This window comes from Prevotella sp. MA2016, assembly GCF_000619825.1.
Taxonomy (GTDB): domain Bacteria; phylum Bacteroidota; class Bacteroidia; order Bacteroidales; family Bacteroidaceae; genus Prevotella.
This window is the reverse complement of record NZ_JHUW01000007.1, coordinates 388,654-412,128: the sequence shown is the minus strand read 5'-3', so window position 1 is coordinate 412,128 and position 23,475 is coordinate 388,654. Positions and strand designations below refer to the sequence as shown.

Sequence of the window (23,475 nt, the reverse complement as noted above, 5' to 3'; positions counted from 1 at the left end):
CCTGCAGAAAGCACATCAAAGGCCAACTGTGTCGGGTTTACGGTGCATATATAGACAAGTTTATAATAAACCAAATTATTTCGTAAATATTTCGCTTTAGAAGTTATTATTTAACATTTAGTTAGGGATGGAGTGAGGTCTTTTGGTGAAAAACTGCAAGCATTTGGCTTTTATTTCCGTTATACATTATAGTTAAGTGGGTGTTGTGTAACTGGTTGATAGACAGAGTTTATGCTGTTTGATAGAGTAGATTGGAGGTTATACAAACCGAATAGATAGCATGATTTAGGATTATAGATATTAATTTTGCATCGCAAATCAATCAACGGCTAACAATATAACAATTTAACAAATGATGAACAAACAACTATCCAAATTCTGTCACTCCTGGTTGCCTGCCAGTTCTGTGATGCTCTGCAGTCTGACTATGCTGATGGCTGCTCCGTTGCTGCCTACGGCTCCGGTCGCTATGGCACAAAGCGTACAGACCACTCAGGTGACAGGTCTCGTTACTGATAAGCAGAAGGAACCGCTTATTGGTGTAACTGTTACATTGGTGGGTACCGAAACCCGTGCCATCACCGATGCCGATGGTATGTTCCGTATCAATGTGCCAGCAAAGAGCGGCACCACGCTGGAGTTCAATTATATTGGATTTGCCAGCAAACAAGTGAAGGTGAACGGTTCGCGCCTGCTCAATGTGATGCTTGAGGAGGAGACCAATGAGTTTACCGAAGTGGTGGTCACTGGTTATACCAGTCAGAAGAAAGCATCTATCATCGGTGCTATCGAGACCATCCGTCCTTCTGAGTTGCAGTTTGGTACTACGCGTACCTTATCTAATAATCTGGCTGGTAAGCTGAGTGGTGTGATAGGTATCCAGCGCTCTGGTGAGCCGGGCTACGATGACTCAAACTTCTGGATTCGTGGTATCTCTACCTTTTCGGGCAGCAACAACCCACTGATATTGGTTGATGGCGTGGAGCGCGATCTGAACAATGTGGATGTAGCCGAAATCGAGTCGTTCTCAATCCTGAAGGATGCTTCGGCCTCGGCCATGTATGGTGTGCGTGGTGCTAACGGCGTGATTGTCATCACCACCAAGCGCGGTAAGATTGGAGCCCCTCAGGTAAGCTTCCATGTAGAGCACGCTATCAACCAGCCCACTCAGTTGCCAAAATTCCTGAATGCGCCCGACTATATGACGCTGCTCAACGAGCTGGCAGCTCAAGACCATATGGCCCTACCTTTCACCCAGCAGCAGATAGACCGCACCCGCTCGGGCTATGATCCCGACCTCTATCCCGATGTGAACTGGGTGGATGCTATTACCAAGGACTATGCCTATACCACTCGTGGCAATCTGGAAGTGAGCGGTGGTTCCGATTTCCTGCGCTACTCGATTGTCACTTCATATTTCAAGGAGACAGGTCTGCTGGAGCAGGATAAGAGTCTGGTTTTCGATAATGCAACCAACAACCAGCAGTATAACCTGCGCACCAACATTGATATGGACGTGACCAAGACCACCATGCTCCGTGTAAACATTGGTGGTTATCTGAACCGATTCAAGAAGCAGCGTTGCAATACCAATGATGCGTTTGGTGAGGCTTTCCGTACCTTGCCTTTCGTGCATCCAGCCCGTTATAGTGATGGTGCTATCCCTGTGATTTCGTATCGTGCTAACCCCTGGCGTACGGTCACTCAGCAAGGTTACGACTTCATTACTTCAAGTAAAATTCAGACTCTGTTCAGTGTTGAGCAGGATTTGAAGATGATTATGCCTGGATTGAAGGCTAAGGGTCTGTTTAGTTTCGACCGCTGGAACCGTAGCCGTCGTAGTCGTACGGCTAAACCAAGTACCGTATTCCCCGCTACTGGACGTGATGAAGAGGGTAACCTGATTTACTCGCAGCATGAAGCTGGCGATGAATCGCTGGGCAACGAGCAGGGCAATGAATATGGTAATACCCGCGTGTATTTCGAGACCGACCTGATGTATAACCATCGTTTTGGTAAAACCGATGTGGATGCCATGTTGCTCTACAACCAGCAGGCCTACGACGATGGTAGTTTCCAGGACTATCGTAAGCAGGGTATCGCCGGTCGCTTGTCGGCCACCTATGACAACCGCTATGTGGCTGAGTTCAACTTCGGTTACAACGGATCTGAGAACTTTGCCAAGGGTAAGCGTTTTGGTTTCTTCCCCTCTGTGGCTGTAGGATGGTTGCTCAGCGAGGAACCATTTATGGAAAAGCTGAAGCCCATCTTCCATAAGATCAAGTTCCGTGCCAGCATTGGTCAGGCCGGTGATGATAACATTGGTGGTCGTCGTTTTGCTTATCTTGGTACTCTTAAGACTGATGCAGAGGGTTACATCTGGGGAACCAACGGACAGCGTAATTATGGTCATAACAAACCAGAGGAAGGTCCGATGGGTATCTCGGAAGGTGAGATTGGTGTTGAGAACCTGACTTGGGAGACTGTTACCAAGAAGAACCTTGGTGTCGAGGTTGGTTTGTGGAATATGCTCGACATGAATGTGGATATCTTCAGTGAGAAGCGTAAGAATATCTTTATGGAGCGTAGCATCATCCCCACTCAGACTGGTTTTGTAAAGGCACCTTGGGCTAACTTCGGTCAGGTATCTAACAAAGGTTTTGAGGTGACGCTCAATTTCCACAAGCAGTGGAACAAGGACCTGTTCACTTCGGCCTATGGTAACTTTACTTATGCCAAGAACCGTGTGGATGAGAAAGACGAGCCCGAAGCATTGAAGGGAACCCATCGTTCGGCTACAGGTCGTTCAATGAACGAGTTGTGGGGATTGGTTGCTGAGCGCTTATTCACCTACGACGACTTTAATGCCGACGGAACCTTAAAGGATGGTATTCCTACACAGGATGGTGTGGGTGCTGCCATTCTGCATCCTGGCGACATTAAGTATGTAGATGTGGATGGTGATGGTGCTATTACCGAGGCCGACGAAGGTTACATTGGTGGTACTGAAGACCCACGCATCGTGTATGGTTTCGGTGGTGTGATTAGCTACAAGAACTTCGATTTCAATTTCTTCTTCCAAGGCACAGGTGATATGTATCGTGTGATTGGTAATCAGCCTTACTTCCTGCCTGGTGGTGGTACTACTACGGAGGGTAACGCCTACAGTTATAATCTCGACGATCGCTGGACAGAGACCAATCAGGATCCATATGCCTTCTGGCCCCGTCTGACCTATGGTCCTAACGTGAACAACTACCGTCGTTCTACATGGTGGAAGAAGGATATGAGCTTCCTGCGCTGTAAGACTCTTGAGGTTGGTTATACCTTGCCCAAGTCTTGGTTGCAGAGTTTCTATGTGAAGAGCTGTCGTGTGTATGTCAGTGGCAATAACCTGTTCTGCCTCTCGTCGTTCAAGCTGTGGGATCCTGAATTGGGTACCAACGATGGTTTGAAATATCCAATGAACCGTTCTGTGATGTTCGGTATCGACATTAACTTTTAGTTTATCGTATTATTGTTATGAAGAAAAAACTGCTATATATTTTCTGTGCGCTTAGCGCCATCAGCGGCTCGTTAGTGTCGTGCTCCGACTATCTCGACAAGGAGCCTGATACCGAGCTGACCACCGATATGGTGTTCGAGAACCGTGAAAAGGTCTATCAATGGTTGGCCTATGTCTATAATGTGATTCATACTCCTGACAAGTGGGAGCTGAAGACCGATGGTTATGAGGTGTTCGCCGATGATATGACTCCTTCAAAGCGTTGGCAGCAGTGGGATTGGAGCAAAGTTATCCCAAAGATTTTTGGCCAGTGGACCATTAACTCACAGTGGGAAGGTAATTACTGGATGATGATGCCCCGTTATATCCGTCATGGCTACATCTTTAATAATATGGTAAAGGCGATGCCTGATCACGACCTGCCACAATCGGAGGTTGACAACATGAAGAACGAGGTGAAGTTCCTCACTGCCTATGGCTGGTGGCAGTTGGCCGAAAACCATGGTGGTATCCCCTTCAAGCCCGATTATATTGCACCCACCGATTTTGATTTGGCAGATTTGATGGTAGGTCAGTCTAAGTTCGACGATGTGGTTGACTACTGTGATAAGCAGATGTTGGAGGCTGCTATGGCACTGCCTGCTGTATATGACGATCCTTCGAAATATGGTCGTATCAACCGCATCATGGCCCTCACCGTTCGTTCGCGCATGTTGCTCTTTGCCGCCAGTCCGTTGGTGAATGGTAACCCTTGGTACAAGGATTATGTGAACAACGAAGGTGAACAGATTTTTAATCCTTCCTACGATCCTCAGAAATGGGTGCGTGCTGTAGAAGCTTTGAAACTCTGTATCGACGAGGCCGAGAAAGCTGGCTATGCCCTCTATACCGAGAAAGGTCCTAATGGTGAGATCGACCCCTTCATGAGTACCTATAACGTGCACATCAAGCGTTGGAGCGAGGGTAACCACGAGATTACCTTCCCTGTAACTAAGAATAACAGTTATAATTTCTTCCTGGTTAAGGTGAGTGTACGTGAGTATGGTGGTGGTTGTGGTCTGGGTGTTTACCAGGGTTTGGTTGATGCCTTCTTCACCAAGAACGGTCTGCCCATCACCGATCCTAACTCAGGTTATGTAGAGAACGGCATGTCAACCACTATCGACGATCGTTCGGATATCACCAACTGGGAGTATGGTACAGGTAAGCCCGGACAGGTTACCGACCGTGGTACCTATAATATGTACTGCAACCGCGAGCCCCGTTTCTACAATGCCGTATCGTTCCACGGTGCTTGGTTGGCAGTAGGCAATCGTAAATACGATTTCTTCTATAACGGTCGTGATAATATCCAGACATCATCACCCCACGATGCCCCACAGAATGGTTACCTGGCTCGTAAGGGATTGAACGTGCTCGATAATAACCTGACAGGATCAATTACCCCACGTCAGGGCTTCACCTATCGTCTGGCCTTCACCTATCTCGACTATGCCGAGGCTGTGAACGAGTGCTACGACAACAGCGCTTCGCGCCAGGAGGCTCTGAAGTATCTGAACCGTATCCGTGAGCGTGCTGGTGTGCGCCAATACACTACTGCCGATGTGAGCCCGATGGACGAGAAGTTCATCCATGTGGATGACACCCAGGCCGAGCTGCGCCGTGTGATTCGTGCCGAGCGCCGTGTGGAGCTGTGCTGCGAGAACAACCGCTGGTATGATATCCGTCGCTGGAAGGAGGCAGAGAACCTGCCCGAGATGTGTGGCGACGACTATGGTATGAACTTCCAGGGTAGCACGCCTGAGGAATTCTTCAAGCGCACTGTGTTCCAGACCCGTATCTGGAAGCGCCAGTACTATTGGATGCCTATCTATATCGACGAGTACGAGAAGAACCCCAACTTGCGCGAGGCCCCATTCTGGGTAAACGAAAATGGTAATTAAGCTATAAATGAATACGATTATGAAGAAATATGCAATGATATTCAGTGCCTTGTGCACAGGACTGCTGTTCACATCGTGCAACAAGGATCCAGAGTATTTCACGCTGGAGGAGAACCCCGACGAGATGCACGTGAAGAGCTCGGTTGAGGAGATTACCCTCAGCAAGAGTGCTGCCGACCAGACGGCTGTTACCTTCAGTTGGGATGCGGCTACGAATGCCGACCCTGCTACCGAGGGCATCAGCTATAAGTTATGCCTCTATCCCACCGGTCAGAAAGACAGCCACTCCGACTATAAGGAGTTGGGTACTAACCTGACTTACTCGATGACCCACGACGAGCTGAATAGTCTGCTGAGCCAGTGGGCCCTGCCCGGACAGGCTGTCAAGGTGACAGCTCAGTTGCTGGCTGTCTTCAAGAACGAGCAGCGCTATATCAAGCCTGAGCTCTCGACTGTCGAGTTCACAGCTACAGGCTACGAGAAATACTCACCCTACCTGTACATGCAGATTACCACCGATGATGGTAAGAAGAGTACCCAGCGTCTGGATCAGCGCCAGTTGGGTACTGGCATCTACGAGGCTACGTTGAACATGAGTGCCTGCAAGTTCCACTTCACCACCACACCAGAGGCTTATCCTGCCTATGGTATGGCCGAAGGCGAGCAGTTGGAGTACTATACAGACGGTGACGTGCGCGATTTCCGTTTCGATGGCAATGGCAAGCGTACGGTTATCGTGGATACCAACGTCGGCTTCAACGACTGTCGTGTACTTGACATCGTTCAGTTGCCCACACCAGGACAGATCTGGATTTGTGGTAACGGCTGTTCGGTAGGTTGGAACACCAACACCTCTAACGGCCGTCTGGAGATGGTAGGTAGCTCACGCGAACCATATTATTATGCTTGGACTGGCGATTTCAATGCTGGTGGTGAGTTTAAGATTGGTGTTGGTAATGGCTGGGGCGATCCCTTCTTCTTCGCACCCGACTATAATGCCGACCCCGTGAGTGATCATCGTCTGTCACCCTTCCGTTATCAGGACAACGGTGGCGACGTGAAGTGGGTGCCCTCAGTAAGCGGTCGCTACACGCTGACACTCTGTTTGTTGGCCACAGACATGTGGACCAAGTTTGAACCTGCAGATTAAAAGTAGTAAAGTTAGTATTTTCCCCCGGGGCAGTTGGTGGCTATATCGTGAGCCACTGATTGCCCTTTTATTTATGTAGCCGTTAATTATTGTTATAATTTGAATTGATATGCCTTGTTGTTTGTTTTAAATTCGTAATTTTGGGGCGCAATTAACGAAGACTCAGACTAAAATGATAAGGAAACCAATACTAATATACTTATTGATACTATTTGCTACGTCGGTAAACGCAGCACTAGATAAGACGACTATTGGTTGGTTAGAAAAGCTCGATGCCAGTCTTGCCAAGCATAGTTATTTTGAAAAACAGCGTGTCAATCGTATTCAGGAATTAAAGGACGGCATGGCTAAAGCCACTGCTGAAGGGCATGAGTTTGAACAGATGTACGCGTTGTATAACGAGTATAAGTCTTACTGTTACGATTCTGCCCGCCATTACTCTTATGCCTGTCTGGAGTTGGCCAATCGCCAAAGAAACCATCAATATATTGCGCAGTCGAAGGAGGCCATTGCCTTCTCATTGGTGTCGGCAGGTATCCTGAGCGAGGCCAACGATATGCTGCAGTCGGTTGACCGTAGCGTGCTCAGCGGCAAACTGCTGGAGGACTATTACGAGATTAACAGCCAGCTGTGGCGCAGTATGGCCGACTACGTAAGGGAGGAGCCTTTTTATACCAAGTATATCACCATCAGTAATGGTTATCTCGACTCACTCAAGCAGATCGTGCCGCCCAACTCCTGTATGTGGTGGTCGGTGACGGGTTCGCGCCAGTTGCGTGAGCATGAGCACCAGAAGGCGCTTGAGTCGCTGCAGCACGTGCTTGATGGCTGTGGAGACAATCTGCATATGCGTGCCAAGGCGATGGCCGAGATGGCATGGGCTCATCTCTCGTTGGAGCATGAGGATAAGGCCATCGCTTATTTCGCCCAGTCGGCCATTGCCGATAATGAGACGGCGACACGTGAGATAACAGCCCTTTATCATTTGGCGCGACTTATCTTCAAGCATGGTGAGCACGAGCGTTCAAGCACCTATGTGCATCAGGCGCTTGAGGATGTGAATTTCTACGGAACCCGTCTGCGCAAGGTAGAGATTAATGATATCCTGCCCATCATCGAGCAAGACCGCTACGACAGTATGCGTGGTCAGCGCAACTGGCTCTTTGTAGCTACAGGGTTGTTTGTCGTTCTGCTGTTGGCCTGTCTGTTGGGCTTCCGCACTATTCGTCGCAAGAATTGCAAACTACTGGAGGCCCGTGAGACCATTGCCGGTCAGTTGGAGCAGCTCAAGCGTAGCAATCGCCAGTTGCAGGAGGATGCCAAGATCAAGAATGCCTATATCGGTCGTTCGTTCTATATCAACGCTGAGTATATCACCAAACTAGAGAAACTCTATCTCTCTATCGAGCGAAAGATAGCTGCCCACCAGATAGACGACCTGATGGCGCTGGTGAAGAAGGCTACGCTCGACGATGAGCGCGAGGCGATGTATCAGGCCTTCGACCAGACATTCCTGAATATCTTCCCCAACTTTGTGGAGCGTTATAATGCGCTGTTTGAGGAGAAAGACCGTAAAGATCCTCCCAACAGCCATTCGCTGACCCCCGAGATGCGTATCTTTGCGCTGATTCGTCTGGGCATTACCGATAGCGATCGCATTTCCAAGTTTCTTGATTATTCTACACATACGGTCAACACGTATAAAACAAGAATAAAAAACCGTTCTACGGTTGACAATGAGCAGTTTGAACGTCTCATCATGGAGATATAGCGCTGCTGAACCCCTAAACTCTGATTATACAAAAATTAAACTTAACTTGGCTGAACTTGCTGATTATCAGCCGTTTCTTTTAAATATGACTTGCGAGCGATTATACAATGGCTTGTTTTATTTCTTATTTGATATAAAAATAGTAATTTTGTACGCGAATATAACGTAAAACATATATTGATAAATGAAACGAATTCTAACATTAGTAATTATTTTGTTGAGCCTGAATGCTATCAAGGCTCAAACAGTGTTTATGACTACCGATAGTGTGGCAGTGTTCTATCCCGCCCACTATGATGCCAAGCAGCATCAGCCATCACCTATCTTCGAGCAAGAGCCTGCAGCGGTACTGCCGCTGGCCGACCAGTGGCCTCTGCATGTGGTGTTCAGTCAGAAAGACGGTCATAGTCTGGCTACCATTCAGGTTGCCGACGATGTAGATTTTTATGGCACAGGCGAGGTGACCGGTCCGCTGCGCCGTAATGGTCGTACTATCGAGTTGTGGAATGTTGATACCCCAGCCTATGGCATGGATGGTGGCACACACCTCTACCAGAGTCATCCTTGGGTGATGGGGCTGCGTAAGGACGGTACTGCCTTTGGTATCATTGCCGATAACACCTGGCGCCAGAAGATAACCACTGCCGACCATCAGGTGGTCTTCGATAGCGAGGGCCCTGCCTTCCGTGTAGTTGTGATTGAGCGCCAGAGTCCTCAGGCTCTGATGCAGGCGCTGGTTAGTCTTACCGGTACGATGTCGCTGCCCCCACTGTGGTCGCTGGGTTACCAGCAGTGCAAGTTCAGCTATTACCCCGACACACAGGTAATGGAGGTGGCTGATAAGTTGCGCAGCAACCGTATTCCATCCGACGTGATCTGGATGGACATCGACTATATGGATGGCTACCGCATTTTTACGTTCGACCCCAAGGGTTTCAGCAATCCTAAGAAGCTAAATGACTATCTGCACCAGCACAATTTTAAGAGTGTGTATATGATCGATCCCGGTGTGAAGGCCGAGGAAGGTTATTTTGTAGATGACCAGGGCACAGCCGGCGACTACTGGGTGAAGACCAAGGATGGTAAGCCTTTCGTAGGCGAAGTATGGCCAGGAGCCGTACACTTCCCCGATTTCACCCGTCCCGAAGTGCGCACATGGTGGGCTACACTTTATAAGGACTTTATGGCTCAGGGCGTGGATGGCGTGTGGAACGATATGAACGAGCCAGCCTCGTTCGGACTTCCTGAGACTACTATGCCCCGCGACAATCAGCATCTGAATGGCGATGGCGGCATCCCTGGTCCACACTTGCGTTTCCACAATGTGTTTGGTATGAACATGGTGCGTGCCAGTCGTCAGGGTCTGCTGCTGGCTAATCCACAGAAGCGTCCGTTCATCCTGTCGCGCTCTAACTTCCTGGGTGGTCATCGCTATGCTGCCACCTGGACTGGCGATAATCTCTCTTCGCCCGACCACATGAAGCTCAGCGTGCCCATGACGCTTACACTCGGACTGAGCGGTCAGCCTTTCAATGGTCCTGATATCGGCGGTTTCTGCGAGAACTCTAACGCCGAGCTGCTGGCACAGTGGACGGCAGTGGGCGTATATTTCCCCTTTGTGCGCAACCACAACACCAAGGGAACCGTAGATCAGGAGCCTTGGGCCTTCGATGGTCAGGTGCTCGACGTGTGCCGTACAGCTATCAACCGCCGTTACATGCTCATGCCTTATATCTACACCTGCTTCCGCGAGGCCAGTGTAGATGGTATGCCTGTGATGCGCCCATTGTTTATGAGCAATCCTAAGGATTTGAGTTTGCGTAGCGAAGATCGTGCCTTCCTGTTGGGAGCCGACCTTATGGTACGCCCCCAGTGGGCTACCGAAGTGGCTCAGCCCGATGATGGCAGTTGGCAGCCTTTTACACTCGAAAACAATACCGACAGCTATCAGGCCGAACTGCGCCAGCGCCCCGGCTCTATCATACCTCTGGCTAATCTGGCACAGAGCACAGCCGAGATGCGTACCGACTCGCTCACCCTGTTGGTGTGTGTAGATGCCAATGGTCAGGCTCAGGGACAGCTTTACGAGGATAAGGGCGACGGCTTTGATTATAAGAAAGGTGACTATCGCCTTACCGAACTGAAGGCTGTGAAGCAGAAGAAGCAACTCAAGGTGACGCTCTGCCAGAAGGAGGGTTCTATGGCTCCGGTAGTACGTCAAGTAAGAGTAGGCTTCGTGAGTGGCGGCAAGGTGAAATACACACCATGGAAGTCTGGCGACGCACTTACATTCACTATCAAATAACCATATGTTTATGACGAAGATCCTTTTTTCTGTGTTCATGTTGTTGCAGTGCTGTGCTCTGGCACAGGCTGCAACCGAACGCATTGCCTCGCCTGATGGTCGCATCCGTCTGGAGGTGACCACCGGCGATACGCTTCGTATGAGTGTATATTATGGCGACGAACAGATTCTTAAGCCTAGTGCACTGTGCCTTCAGGTACAGCAAGAGTGTTTGGGTGTGCAGCCAAAGGTGAAGGGCGTGCAGCGTCAGTTCATCAGTAGGCTGTTGCCCAATGTGGTACCAATCAAGAATGCTTTCTCGCGCGATGAGGCTCAACAACTTACGATGCGCTTTGCAGGTCGATATAGCGTTGAGTTTCGCGCGTATAATAATGGTATAGCCTACCGCTTCTTGATCGACAGAAAGGGAAAGGTTGATATCACCAACGAGTTGCTTGCACTGCGCCTGCCTGCATCATCACAGGCCCACTTGTCAAAGACGCGTTCTTTCTGGACATCGTATGAGGAACCTTATACCCATGTGGCACTGGCCGACTATCAGTCTGCCGACGAGATGACCCATCTGCCAGTGTTGCTGGAAACAGAACGTGGCACCAAACTGCTCCTGTCGGAGAGCGACGTGCGTGACTATCCTGCTATGTTCCTGAAGAGTGCTGGCAACAGTACCCTAACCACCGTCTTTCCCAAGTCGCCTGCAACGTGGGAGCCTATCGGCGATCGTGGTTTCAACATCACCAAAGAGCAACCATTCATAGCTCGTACCGATGGCAAGCGCTCGTTCCCTTGGCGCTTTATGGTGGTAGGTGATGATAAGACCATCGCCGCCAATGAGATGGAACGCGTGCTGGGCGGACAGTGCCAGTTGGCCGATGTCTCCTGGATAAAGCCCGGCAAGGTGAGCTGGGACTGGTGGAACCATTGGACTATCTGGAATGTGGATTTCGAAACAGGCATCAACAATCAAACCTATCAGTACTTCATCGATTTTGCTGCCCAGTATGGCTTGGAGTATATTCTGCTCGATGAGGGTTGGAATAAAGACGTGCGCGACCCCTATACTACACGCGATGATATCGACGTGCGCCAATTGGTAGAGTATGGTCGCCAGCGTGGCGTGGGTGTTATCTTATGGCTGGCCTGGCTGACAGTAGAGAACCATATGGACCTCATCAAATACTACGCCGACATGGGTGTAAAGGGATTGAAGATCGACTTTATGGACCATAGCGACCAGTGGATGGTGAACTTCTATGAGCGTGTGGCCAGCGAGTGCGCCAAAAACAAGTTGATTGTGGATTTTCATGGTTCGTTCAAACCGGCAGGTCTGGAGATACGCTATCCCAATGTCATCTCGTATGAGGGTGTGCGTGGCTTGGAGAATGGCGCCGGATGCGTGCCCGATAACACCATCTGGCTGCCCTTCATCCGCAACGCTGTAGGTGCCATGGACTTCACGCCAGGCTCCATGGCTTCAGCCCAGCCCGAAGATAATCATGGCAGTGGGTCGCTGCCTATGGGCTCTGGCACACGTGCTTACCAGATGGCTATGTATGTGTGCTTTGAGAGCGGACTGCAGATGCTTGCTGACAGTCCAACCCGCTACATGCGCGAAGATGAGTGTACACGCTATATCGCCTCGGTGCCCACCACGTGGGATGAGAGTCGTGTGCTCTCAGCTCAGGTAGGTAGCCACTATGTGGTGGCCCGCCGCAAGGGTGCTAAGTGGTATATAGGTGCCATGACGGGCAGTAAGCCCCAGCAGCTCACCATCAAACTAGACTTCCTTAAAACCGATGGCCTGCTCACAGGCTTCCGCGATGGTCGTAATGCCCATCGCATCGCTGTTGACTATCAGCGATTCAACCAACACGTATCACCCGACGACACGTTAACACTCCGCCTTGCTAGGAATGGAGGTTGGTGTGGTGTGATAGAATAATAAAACTAACTAAACTTTTTAAAAAACTTATGTCAAAAAAGCTTTTATCAGTGGCTATGGTTGCGCTACTCTCTTCGGGAGCTGTAGCGCAGTCAGAAAAGAAAGCCTACATGGTGTCTGATGCACATCTTGACACTCAGTGGAACTGGGACGTGCAGACCACCATTCGTGACTACGTGAGAGCAACGCTCGATCAGAACTTGATGCTCTTGAAGAAGTATCCCAGTTACATCTTCAATTTTGAGGGTGCTGTGAAGTACAGCTGGATGAAGGAGTACTATCCCCTGCAGTATGCCGAGTTGAAGCACTATGTGGCCAACGGTCGCTGGCATCTGTCTGGCAGTAGCTGGGATGCCAACGAGGTGATTATCTGCTCACCCGAGTCGTGGTTGCGAAACACCACACTGGGTCAGACGTTCTACCGCCAGGAGTTTGGCACTGAGAGCACTGATGTGTTCCTGCCCGACTGCTTTGGTTTTGGCTACACACTGCCCACGCTGGCTGCCCATTGCGGCCTGATTGGTTTCTCGTCACAGAAACTGGTATGGCGTACCAACCCCTTCTACGAGGGCGGCAAGCGCTATCCTTATACCATCGGGCTGTGGCAAGGCATCGACGGCAGTCGTATCATGATGACCCACGGCTTCAACTACAGTCAGCGCTATCAGGATGAAGACCTGTCGCAGAACCAGCAGTTGCTGCGTGAGATAGGTGAAAGTCCGCTCGGTCAGGCCTATCGCTACTATGGCACTGGCGATATCGGTGGTTCGCCCACCATCGCTTCGGTACGTGCACTCGAAAAGGGTATCAAGGGCGCTGGTCCTATCAAGATTGTGAGTGCCACCAGCGACCAGATATACAAGGATTATCTGCCTTTCGACAAACACCCTGAGCTGCCCGTGTTTGATGGAGAGTTGCCTATGGATGTGCATGGCAATGGTTGTTACACCTCGCAGGCAGCCATGAAACTGTATAACCGTCAGAACGAGCATCTGGGCGATGCCGCTGAGCGCACTGCTGTAATGGCCGACTGGTTGGGTGCTGCCAAGTATCCGGCTGCTGCTATGACCGATACCTGGAAGCGCGTTATCTGGCATCAGTTCCACGACGATCTCACTGGCACCAGCATTCCCCGTGCCTACGAATTCTCTTGGAACGACGAGTTGCTGGCACTGAAAAAGTTTTCTGATGTGTTGACACACAGCGTTTCAGGTGTAGCTCGACTGATGGACACACGTGTCTCTGGACAGCCTGTTGTGGTTTACAACAATGAGACAACGCCCGTCCGTGCGATTGCACAGGTTGAGCTGACTGATGGTCGCGACTATCGTGTCACCGATGCCAAGGGGCGCACCGTGGCATCGCAGGTGGTAGAGCGTGGTGGCAAGCGTGTGCTGCTCTTTGATGCTGAGGTGCCTGCTACGTGTATGGCAGTATATGGCGTGAAGGCCGCTGGCAAGAAGCAGATAGCACCTGCCCAGCAGGGTCGCACGATTGAGTCGTCGCGCTATCAGCTCACCGTGGATAACTATGGAGATGTTGTATCATTGATAGACAAGCGCTGTGGCAAGCAGCTTGTGGCTCCTGGCAAGAGCTTGCGCCTGGTGGTGTTTGACGACTGCCGCTCAGAGGCTTGGCCTGCCTGGGAGATACTGAAGCCTACTCTCGACAAGACGCCAGTGGCTGTGCACGATGGTGTTCAGATCTCATTAGAGCCCGGCACCCTGCGCCAGACATTGGTTATCAAGAAGAAATATGGTGAGAGTGATATCATCCAGCGCATCCATCTCTATGAGGGTGCACAGGCCGACCGCATCGACTTTGAAAATGAGGTTGACTGGCGCTCACTCAATGCCCTTCTGAAGGCCGAGTTTGCACTGGGCGTAGCTAATGCTGAGGCAACCTACGACATCGGTCTGGGTAGTGTGCGCCGTGGTAACAACCGCGACAATAGCTTTGAGGTCTATGCCCATGAGTGGACCGACCTGACCGATAGCAAGGGCGACTACGGCGTGACCTTACTCAACGACTCGCGCTATGGCTGGGATAAACCTGCCGACAACACCCTGCGCCTGTCGCTGCTCTACTCTCCAAAACCTTCAAACCGTTATACTTATCAGGCGCGTCAGGACTTTGGTCACCATGTGTTCACCTATAGTCTGGTGGGCCATGAGGGAGCTCTCAATGCAGTGAGCGCCGTGCGCCAGGCCGACCGTCTCAACAGCCCGCTGCGCACCTTCCTCACCGACCGTCATGCCGGCAGCCTAGGTCGCCAGTTCTCGTTTGTAAGCTCAGATAATGAGAATGTGGTGGTACGCGCCCTGAAGCGTGCCGAGGTGAGTGATGAGTATGTCATTCGTGTGTATGAGATGAGCGGTAAGGGTAACCAGCAGGCGCGCATCAGCTTCCCTGCTGGCATTGTGAAGGCTGTTGAGGCCGATGGTACCGAGCGTACCTTAGGTGAAGCCAAGACCGATGGTACACAGCTCTTGGTGGATATCAAACCCTATAGTGTGAAGACCTACAAGGTGCAGTTGGCTGGTCAGAAAGCTACTGCTGTTGATGCTCAGGCATTAGCCCTCGACTACGACCGCCATTGCTTCAGTTTCAATGAGTTCCGTGGTTCGGCCAATTTTGAGGGTGGCTATAGCTATGCTGCCGAACTGCTGCCCGACGAGGGGCTCACCGTGGGCGACATTCCCTTCAGCTTCGGCGAGAAAGATGCAGCCAACGGTCTCACCTGCAAAGGGCAGACCCTGCAGTTGCCTACCGACAAGGACTATCGCCATCTCTATCTGCTGGTGGCTTCTGATAACGACGACCGTCAGGCAGCGTTCACCGTTGGTGGCAAGCAGCAGTTGGTGAGCGTGCCTTACTACACAGGCTTTATCGGCCAGTGGGGCCACGATGGTCAGACCATAGGTTATCTGAAGGATGCCGAAGTTGCCTGGGTGGGTACTCATCGCCATTCAGGTTCTGGCGACGAGCCTTATGAGTTTACATATATGTATCGCGTGCGTATCGATCTGCCTAAGGGTGCCCGCACCGTGCAGTTGCCTCAGGATGAGCATGTGGTCATCTTTGCAGCTACCGTGGCCAACGATACCAAGGATGGTGCTGCTGCCGCTCCTTTGTTCCAGACGTCTATTCTGCCTGCAGCCCAACAGCTGGCACAGGCCGCCCAGCCACAGCAGAACCTGCTGCGTGATGCCAAGATTATCGGCACTTCAGGCGAGGTTGACGCCAGCGAGTGTGCTGCCATGCTGATGGATGGCGATGCCAGCACCAAATGGTGCGATGCCCAGGCAGCTCCCAACTACGTGAGCTTCGACCTTGGCGCACAAAAGACTGTCAGCCGTTGGCGCCTGTTAAGTGCCGCTACCGAGCAGTCGGCCTATATCACCCGTACCTGTCTGCTGCAAGGTCGCAACAGCGAGAGCGAAGATTGGCGCACGCTTGATATGTTCGATGGCAATCGCAACAACTATACCGATCGCTCGTTTACGCCCACTGCGGTTCGTTACCTGCGTCTCTATGTGATAAACCCCACGCAGGATAAGGCCTCTGCCGCCCGCATCTACGAGTTAGAGGTTTACTAAATACAAAATAGAGAGAGTTGAAAAATCGACTCTCTCTATTTTTTTTATGGCAATACTTATACTATTATTTCTTGTTTTGCAGGTCGGCTATGCGGGTGAGTTTGAAGTCCATGGCCGAGAAGTATTTGGCGCGGCAGGGCTCGCCGGTAAATGCTTCGTCTGACGACATGCCGTAGCCTATGGAACCACTGTTCACTACGATGCTGTCGATGGTGATGGGATACCAGCCCATGCCTTCTACCGAGTCGGGTTTTACAGGGATAGGGCGTAGTATCTTCTCGCTGCTATTGGCATAAACAAAGGTGCCTGGGCCCTCGGCGCGGGCATAGCAGGTAAGCTGGTAGATGCCTGGCTCAACTTTCTCACGTCGCTCTACTTGGAACTCTTCCTTGCAGTGGGCGTTATACACATCCAGAAAACGCACATCATTGCTGCCCAGATAGTCGTCGCCGCACCAGGTGTAATGGTTGCAGTTTTGGGCCTTAATCAGCTGCCAGTCGCCTCGGCGCAGGAAATCGGCATCTTCCTCATTCATTTTTACCCCCTGATAGGTGGTGGTAGAATTGATTTGGTAACGCTCCTGGTAGTATTCATTCTGATAATTGACAATGGTAATGCCTAAGGGTACTGCGATGCATATGGCGATAAGCCAAAGCACGATGTTTACGATGCGCTGAACGATACCCATAGGACGGATTTTTCCGGCCAGCGAAAGCACCATGTGGATAATGGCATAGATGGGCAGAAGCAATACCAGGAACAGGGAAATTACAAAGATGATGAGCATCTTGGGATTGCTAATCCATGCTCCTTCGAGTCCCATAGCTCCGAGGCTGAACGGTAGGGTACTGTTTAGTGGCAGAACCATCGCACTAACCGTGGCAATGAGCACACCAAAGAATCCGAACGACAGGGCGATGCACACGATGATTGAGATGATGACAGAAAAAGCAATCACTATCTTCAAGAAGATGGTGAACAACAGCCGTATAACGCTGGGTGACTGTACGGGCTGTTTTTCTTTTTCTACTACTACGTCGGCCAGGTTTTGTGGCGTTACGTCCTTGCCTTCCATTTGCAGCAACTGTTCGGGAGTCTTGGCTTCGGGGATGATGAGTGCCATGACGATATACATCGGGATTCCTACACCATAGCATAAAGTAAACAAAACAGCCAGGAAACGCCAGATGACAGGGTCGGTATTGGTATATTCTGCCAACCCCGACATTACACCTGCCAGCATTTTATCCTTGGGGTTGCGATACAGTTTCTTACCTGCTACCCGGGCGCGTACATTCTCATAAATCTTCTGGCCAGCCGAACGGGCTTGCTCCTCCCAGTTGGTTCCGTTACTTTCTTGTTGCTTCTCACCCTCCTCGCCGGTTAGCTCTTCGGGCTTACCGATACGGGTGATAATCTCCTTCACATGCTCGATGGTGATGGCTTCGATGCCTTGTTGGCGGAGCTCGTCGAACAGTTCGGCGATGCGGGCCTCTATGTCATCTACAATCTCATCGCCGCCTTCTTGCTTGCCAAACGATGAACGGAGCGAGTTAATGTACTGCTGAAGCAGTTCGTAGGCATCCTCGTCTATCTGAAACAGGCGCCCACACAGGTTGATGGTAATATTCTTTTTCATAACTTCAATTTTTCAATTCTTCACTCTTTCAATTTTTGAATTCTTCAATTCTTCACTCTTTTGCCTCCAATAATTTAGGTGTGACATTTTTTAGATAGTAAATGGTGTTTGAGAGTTCCTGCCAGGCTGTATCCAGACCTTCGAGGAATTTGTGCCCCTCGGGACTCAAGGCGTAATACTTGCGTGGCGGACCTTGTGTTGACTCCTGCCATTCGTACTGTAACAAACCGTCGTTCTTCAGTCGGGTTAGCAGTGGGTAGAGTGTGCCCTCAACCACCAGTAGCTCGGCATTTTTTAGTTGTTGGATAATGTCGCTGGCATACGACGGGCGATGCTCCAGGAGTAGCAGAACGCAGTACTCCAGCATACCTTTACGCATTTGCGACTTTGCATTTTCGATGTTCATATCTTTACCGTTTTAAAAGATTTCTGCGGCAAAGATAAGCAAAAACTCAGTACCTTGTATTACAAAGTACCAAGTTTTTGCAAGGAATTATATCTATTTAACAATTAGGCTGTTAACTTTAGCCCCTTTATTTGGTGAGCAGGCGCATCCAGTAGCCACCCAATACCGAGCGGGCCTTAAAGCCAATCATCAGTCCGGTCTTGGTGTCGTGCCAGTCGCTTGTAGGAACGCGCGAGCCTGTTTCGTTCATATATTTATAAATAGGTGAAACAAACTGCAGGAAGGTGTCCTTATCATTGGCCATGGCGGCACTCCACATAATCCAGTCGGTCTTGGTGTAGTCCTTACGGATGTCGAGAGGCAGACCGTACTGGTTCTGTTGCTTCAGATAGTAGCTCACCTCGCGCTGCATCACCTCGGATCCAAACAGGTTGGTGTTCCACAATTTGTCCCAGATCATATTGTACTTCTGACTCCATGTGTTCTGACGGTCGAAAGCCAGTTTGTAGTGGTCACCCTCGCGTGCGTCGGCCTCCCATTTCTTAGCCATCTGGCGGGCACGGTTCATGTAGCGGTCGGCAGTAGCGTTGTCGCCCTTCATACGGGCCATGATGGCATAGCCGGCTACGCCCATGATAGCTTTAACCGAGAGGTTGCAGTTGTGGGGCCAGTGACCGGCAAAGTCGTCGGTACACAACTGGTTCGAGGGGTCCTGTCCGTTCTCTACCAGATAGTCGGTCCACTGAGTCATGATGTCCCAGTAGGGCTTCACGTAGTCGATGTTGCCATCCTGCAGGCACAGCTGGGCAGCCAGTGTGAGCATGTTGCCAGCCTCTTCGAGCGGCATGTCGCCGCCATATACCTGACCGTTGGCGATGGGGTAGGTACCCAGGTCGTGAGCAGCAAAAGGCTTGGTCCAGCGACCAGAGCGACTATACTCAAAAATACTGGTCATCATGGCCTTCTGCAGGTCGGTATTATACTTCAGGAATAGTGGTGCTTCAGGATAAGTCAAATCGACGGTATTGACGCAACCATTCGAGTTGTTCTCTTTCGAGAAATACAGCAGATGTCCCTCGCTGTCCTCAAAGAGCTTATGGGCAGCCAGTACGTGGCGATAAACACCCGAGAGGATTTCGGCATACTCCACATTTCCCACGGTCAGAGCGTCATCGTAAATCTGCTTGTCCTGCTGGCGACAGCGCTGCATGATGTCCAGGTAGTTGCGACTCAGTTTGTCGAAGGCATCAAAGATGCTCACCTTGCCGCCGTGGGCCCAGTAGGCCTTGTAGCGCTGGTACATATATTCGATGTCCTGCACCTCGTCGTAGCCGATGAGGGTGAACGACGACTGTGGCTGCTGGTCAACCTTACCAAAGTTGTGTACGTAGGCCAGTACAGGGGTATCGGTCTGCTTGTAGGCGCGCACCTGCTGCTGTCCGGCAGTCAACTGTCCGTTAGCAGTAAAGCCTGCCATGATGTTGTTGTAGCTGTCGAGTGCTACACGACCATTGATCTCTGAGAGATACAGATAGCCCCAGTCGATACCGATGCCATCGCCTTTCTTGGCTAGGATAGGCTGATCGATGGTGCCCGTCTTCAGGTACTTGGTACCCTGCGCGCTCACTACGGTTGACTCTGTAGGCTGATGAGGCTTGTTGGTGGCAATGAGTGGACTGGCCATGAGCATCATCTGCACATCGTGTTTCTTGCGGTCGTTGCTCTTAACCTGGTACGATATGTACGAAACGGGGATGGAGAGCAGGTCGAGATCATCGATGAGCATGGGCGATGTGAATACCACGTTGAGTGTGACAGGGCCACAACCGAAGGTGTAGTACGTTTGTGTGGCCATCACATCTACATCTTGCTGCTGGGCGGTCTTTACGCTTTTGTTCTCTATACCTACGTTGGCATAGAGTCCGAAGTCGGCATAGGCACCGCCACCATTATTATACACGTGCAGTGCCATCACGTTTCTGCCTTCATGCAGCAGCTGCTTCTGCTCGGCCGAGAGGCGTACCGACTCGTTGAATACGGCATCCATGCGTCCTGTAGCCACCTGTGTGCCGTTGATGTAGAGCTCGCAGGCGTCATCATGCGAGTAGAGAGCGTACAGATCGCCTTTCAAATCGTCGGCAGTCAGGTTAATCTCGCGTCGGATGTAGATATGGCTGTGCTCCTTGCTCCAGCCTGTGCGGATGTTGTCGCCAGCATTACCAAACGCAGCGCGACCTTTCTGCCAGCCGTCGGCATTAAAGTCAGGCTTCTGCCAACCGTCAGTCTGTTTAGTCTCTGTGTACTGGCCCTCCCAGGCAGCCTCGTCGCTCATAGGAGCGATGGCCTTTAGCACCTTGTGCTCTTTGTCGCCCATAAAGCGGTAGGCTGTGCCATCCACGCGCAGCAGTCCTTCAAGCGGCTTCTCGTCGTTGGTCCAAAGTCGGGTGCTACCCTCGGTCAACTGATCGTAAGGCGACCAGATCGAGAAGTAGGGGTCGTTAACCACGATGGGTACTGCAGGAAGTCGGAGTGTTGTTTCTTTGTAAGGCTTAAACAACTCTGCCTGTGCGAAGACACTGGTTACAGCCAGTGCCATACCTAATAAGGTAGTTAGTTTCTTTTGCATAATAAGTTTTTAATTTTTGTGTTAAATACAATAAGTCGATTGCAAAAGTACGACTTTTATGTTAATAACGAAGTTAATTTGGTGTTTTTTTTCTCTTAAAAATGTTAATCGCATCCAAACACAATATTTTCCGCGGAGTTACGTTTTATATGATGTGAAACGTTTCTATTTGATAATCGTTTGTGTGTGGGTGGCGACAAGGGTTGCTGCGCAATACGATGCCTCCTTTGCTCACTACTGGGCGATGGAGACATCGTTTAATCCTGCTGCAGTGGGCAAGCAGGGCAAACTGAACGTGACTGGTGCCTATGCCCTGCAGATGGCGGGATTTGAGCATAACCCGAAAACGATGTATGCCGCTGCCGACATGCCTTTTTATGCGCTGGGAGCGGTGCATGGCGTGGGCGTGCAACTGCTGAACGACGATATCGGTCTGTTCTCGCACAAGCGCCTCAGTGTGCAGTATGCCTATCAGCGGCGGGTGCTTGGTGGCAAGTTGAGCGTTGGTGTGCAGTTGGGTATGCTGGGCGAGACCTTCGACGGCAGTCGTGCCGAGTTTCCCGACGATGGTACCGACCCCGTAGTGGGCGGTCAGCAGATGGATGGCTCGGCGCTCGATGTGGCCGCCGGACTCTACTATCAGGCTCGCACGTGGTATGCAGGTGTGTCGGTGCAGCATCTCAATGCGCCAATGGTGGAATTGGGCGAAACCAGCGAATTGAGCATCGATGCTACATATTATTTTACCGCTGGATACAATATTCAGCTAAATCATCCGTTTTATAAAATACAGACCTCTGTGTTGGGGCGCACCGATGGCACTGCTTGGCGTGCCGACATCACCGGTAGGATACGCTACGAGCACGACAAGAAAATGCTGTATGGCGGTATGACCTTCAGTCCTACCAATTCGGTAACGGTGCTCGTGGGTGGCAGGTGGCACGGCATCCATCTAGGTTACAGCTACGAGATTTACACTGGCGGCATCAGTCCGTCCAACGGCAGTCATGAACTGTTTGTGGGTTACCAGACAGAGCTGAATCTGTATAAGAAAGGCAGGAATCTGCATAAGAGCGTGAGACTGCTTTAGAGTTGAAGAGTTGAAGAATTGAAATAGTAAGATATATGAAGAAACTGATAGGATTATGTGCTGGGGCGATGATGCTGCTGACCAGTTGTTTTGGTGGCAAGCTGATGAACGCCACTGGCGGTGAGGTAACAGGTACTGGGGGTAGGGCTTTCACTGAGCCTACTCCTTACGGCATGGTGCTCGTGAAGCGCGGTCATGTGAAGATGGGTATCGAACAGCAAGACTCGCTATGGGGAAAGAAAACACCTGTGCGCGACATCTCGGTGGATGGTTTCTGGATGGATGAGACTGAGGTGACCAACTCGAAGTACCGCCAGTTTGTGAACTACGTGCGCGACTCTATTCTGCGCGAGCGTCTCTCAGAGATTGACGAGACCTACAAGACGGTGAAGACCGACCGCGAGGGTAATGAGCTGTCAACCGTGCTGAACTGGAAGAAACCTCTACCACGCCGTCCAAGCGAGGATGAGCAGGAGATTATCGACGGCATGTATGTCACTAACCCTGTGACGGGCGATAAAATGCTCGACTTCCGTCAGCTGAACTACCGCTACGAGGTGTACGACTACACCACTGCTGCCTTGCGCCGCTACCGCCTGAACCCGCAGGAGCGTAACCTGAATACCGACCTGACTGTGGATCCCGACGAGCAGGTGTGGATATCAAAAGATACGGCCTATGTTGACGACGAGGGGCGCATCGTGCGCGAGAGCATCAATCGTCCACTCTCAGGACCATGGGACTTCCTGAATACCTACATCGTGAATGTATTCCCCGACACCACCTGTTGGGTGAACGACTTCCCCAATGCCGACAACGAGATGTATCTGCGCTACTACTTCTCTAATCCCGCCTACAACGACTATCCCGTGGTGGGCGTCACCTGGGAGCAGGCCAATGCCTATTGTGCTTGGCGCACAGAGTATCTGTTGAAGGGACTGGGTCCCGCAGCCCGTTACGTGCAGCGCTATCGTCTGCCTACTGAGGCCGAGTGGGAGTATGCCGCTCGTGGCAAGGATCAGAACGAATTTCCTTGGGAAAACGAGGATGTGGCCAGCGGCAAGGGCTGCTATTATGCCAACTTCAAGCCCGATAACGGCAACTACACCAAGGATGGCAACCTGATAACCAGTCGTGTGGGCATCTATTCGGCCAACTCGAATGGCCTTTATGATATGGCAGGTAATGTGGCCGAGTGGACCAGCACTATCTATACCGAAGCTGGTGTTGAGGCGATGAACGATATCAACCCCACATTGAAGTACAACGCTGCGCAGGAAGATCCCTATCGCCTGAAGCGCAAGAGTGTACGTGGTGGCTCGTGGAAAGACCCTGAGTCGTATATCCGTTCGGCATGGCGCACGGCTGAGTATCAGAACCAGCCCCGATCGTATATCGGATTCCGTTGTGTGCGCAGTCTGGCCAACTCAACCAGCGAACGCGTGAAGAATAATGTGAAGAATAAAAGAATAAAAAAATAAAAGAAAAAAATATATAATTGA

General features: G+C 50.9%; 12 protein-coding genes. 9 read left to right on the top strand and 3 right to left on the bottom strand.

The genetic code is table 11. The annotated features are described in order from the left end of the window. The first annotated feature begins 433 nt into the window (after positions 1 to 433). The 7 genes from T360_RS0104130 (at position 434) to T360_RS0104100 (ending at position 16,212) form a co-directional block, all read left to right on the top strand. Positions 434 to 3,505 carry a TonB-dependent receptor gene (locus T360_RS0104130; RefSeq protein WP_231488086.1) on the top strand — a complete coding sequence of 1,024 codons (3,072 nt, stop codon included), beginning with the start codon at positions 434 to 436 and terminating at the stop codon, positions 3,503 to 3,505. 17 nt (positions 3,506 to 3,522) lie between these two features. After that, positions 3,523 to 5,448 (top strand): RagB/SusD family nutrient uptake outer membrane protein, encoded by a 1,926-nt coding sequence (locus T360_RS0104125; protein WP_028911662.1) that lies wholly within the window; start codon positions 3,523 to 3,525, stop codon positions 5,446 to 5,448. 19 nt (positions 5,449 to 5,467) lie between these two features. Continuing rightward, positions 5,468 to 6,598: a SusE domain-containing protein gene (locus T360_RS0104120; RefSeq protein WP_028911661.1), complete on the top strand. Its 1,131-nt coding sequence runs from the start codon at positions 5,468 to 5,470 to the stop codon at positions 6,596 to 6,598. A gap of 202 nt (positions 6,599 to 6,800) precedes the next feature. Beyond that, the gene (locus T360_RS0104115) at positions 6,801 to 8,369 is read left to right on the top strand and encodes a DUF6377 domain-containing protein (protein WP_051523349.1); all 1,569 of its coding nucleotides are present in this window, start codon (positions 6,801 to 6,803) and stop codon (positions 8,367 to 8,369) included. Between the two features lie 184 nt (positions 8,370 to 8,553). Next, positions 8,554 to 10,674, top strand: a complete 2,121-nt coding sequence (locus tag T360_RS0104110) for a TIM-barrel domain-containing protein (protein ID WP_028911659.1) — start codon at positions 8,554 to 8,556, stop codon at positions 10,672 to 10,674. Positions 10,675 to 10,684: 10 nt separating this feature from the next. Then, positions 10,685 to 12,613 carry a glycoside hydrolase family 97 protein gene (locus T360_RS0104105; protein ID WP_028911658.1) on the top strand — a complete coding sequence of 643 codons (1,929 nt, stop codon included), beginning with the start codon at positions 10,685 to 10,687 and terminating at the stop codon, positions 12,611 to 12,613. A gap of 29 nt (positions 12,614 to 12,642) precedes the next feature. Beyond that, complete coding sequence (locus T360_RS0104100; RefSeq protein WP_028911657.1) at positions 12,643 to 16,212, top strand: glycoside hydrolase family 38 C-terminal domain-containing protein; 3,570 nt, start codon at positions 12,643 to 12,645, stop codon at positions 16,210 to 16,212. A gap of 64 nt (positions 16,213 to 16,276) precedes the next feature. Here T360_RS0104100 and T360_RS0104095 read toward each other — a convergent pair whose 3' ends face one another. From T360_RS0104095 to T360_RS0104085, 3 genes are all read right to left on the bottom strand, one after another. Further along, positions 16,277 to 17,851 carry a PspC domain-containing protein gene (locus tag T360_RS0104095; RefSeq protein WP_028911656.1) on the bottom strand — a complete coding sequence of 525 codons (1,575 nt, stop codon included), beginning with the start codon at positions 17,849 to 17,851 and terminating at the stop codon, positions 16,277 to 16,279. A gap of 52 nt (positions 17,852 to 17,903) precedes the next feature. Next, positions 17,904 to 18,257, bottom strand: a complete 354-nt coding sequence (locus T360_RS0104090) for a PadR family transcriptional regulator (RefSeq protein ID WP_028911655.1) — start codon at positions 18,255 to 18,257, stop codon at positions 17,904 to 17,906. A gap of 127 nt (positions 18,258 to 18,384) precedes the next feature. Further along, positions 18,385 to 20,883, bottom strand: a complete 2,499-nt coding sequence (locus T360_RS0104085) for a glutaminase family protein (RefSeq protein WP_028911654.1) — start codon at positions 20,881 to 20,883, stop codon at positions 18,385 to 18,387. A 154-nt stretch (positions 20,884 to 21,037) separates the two neighbouring features. Between T360_RS0104085 and T360_RS0104080 the strand changes: the two genes are divergently transcribed. Both T360_RS0104080 and T360_RS0104075 read left to right on the top strand, forming a co-directional pair. After that, positions 21,038 to 21,973: a PorP/SprF family type IX secretion system membrane protein gene (locus T360_RS0104080; protein WP_028911653.1), complete on the top strand. Its 936-nt coding sequence runs from the start codon at positions 21,038 to 21,040 to the stop codon at positions 21,971 to 21,973. A 35-nt stretch (positions 21,974 to 22,008) separates the two neighbouring features. Next, complete coding sequence (locus T360_RS0104075) at positions 22,009 to 23,454, top strand: SUMF1/EgtB/PvdO family nonheme iron enzyme (RefSeq protein WP_036928743.1); 1,446 nt, start codon at positions 22,009 to 22,011, stop codon at positions 23,452 to 23,454. The last annotated feature ends 21 nt before the right edge of the window (positions 23,455 to 23,475 follow it).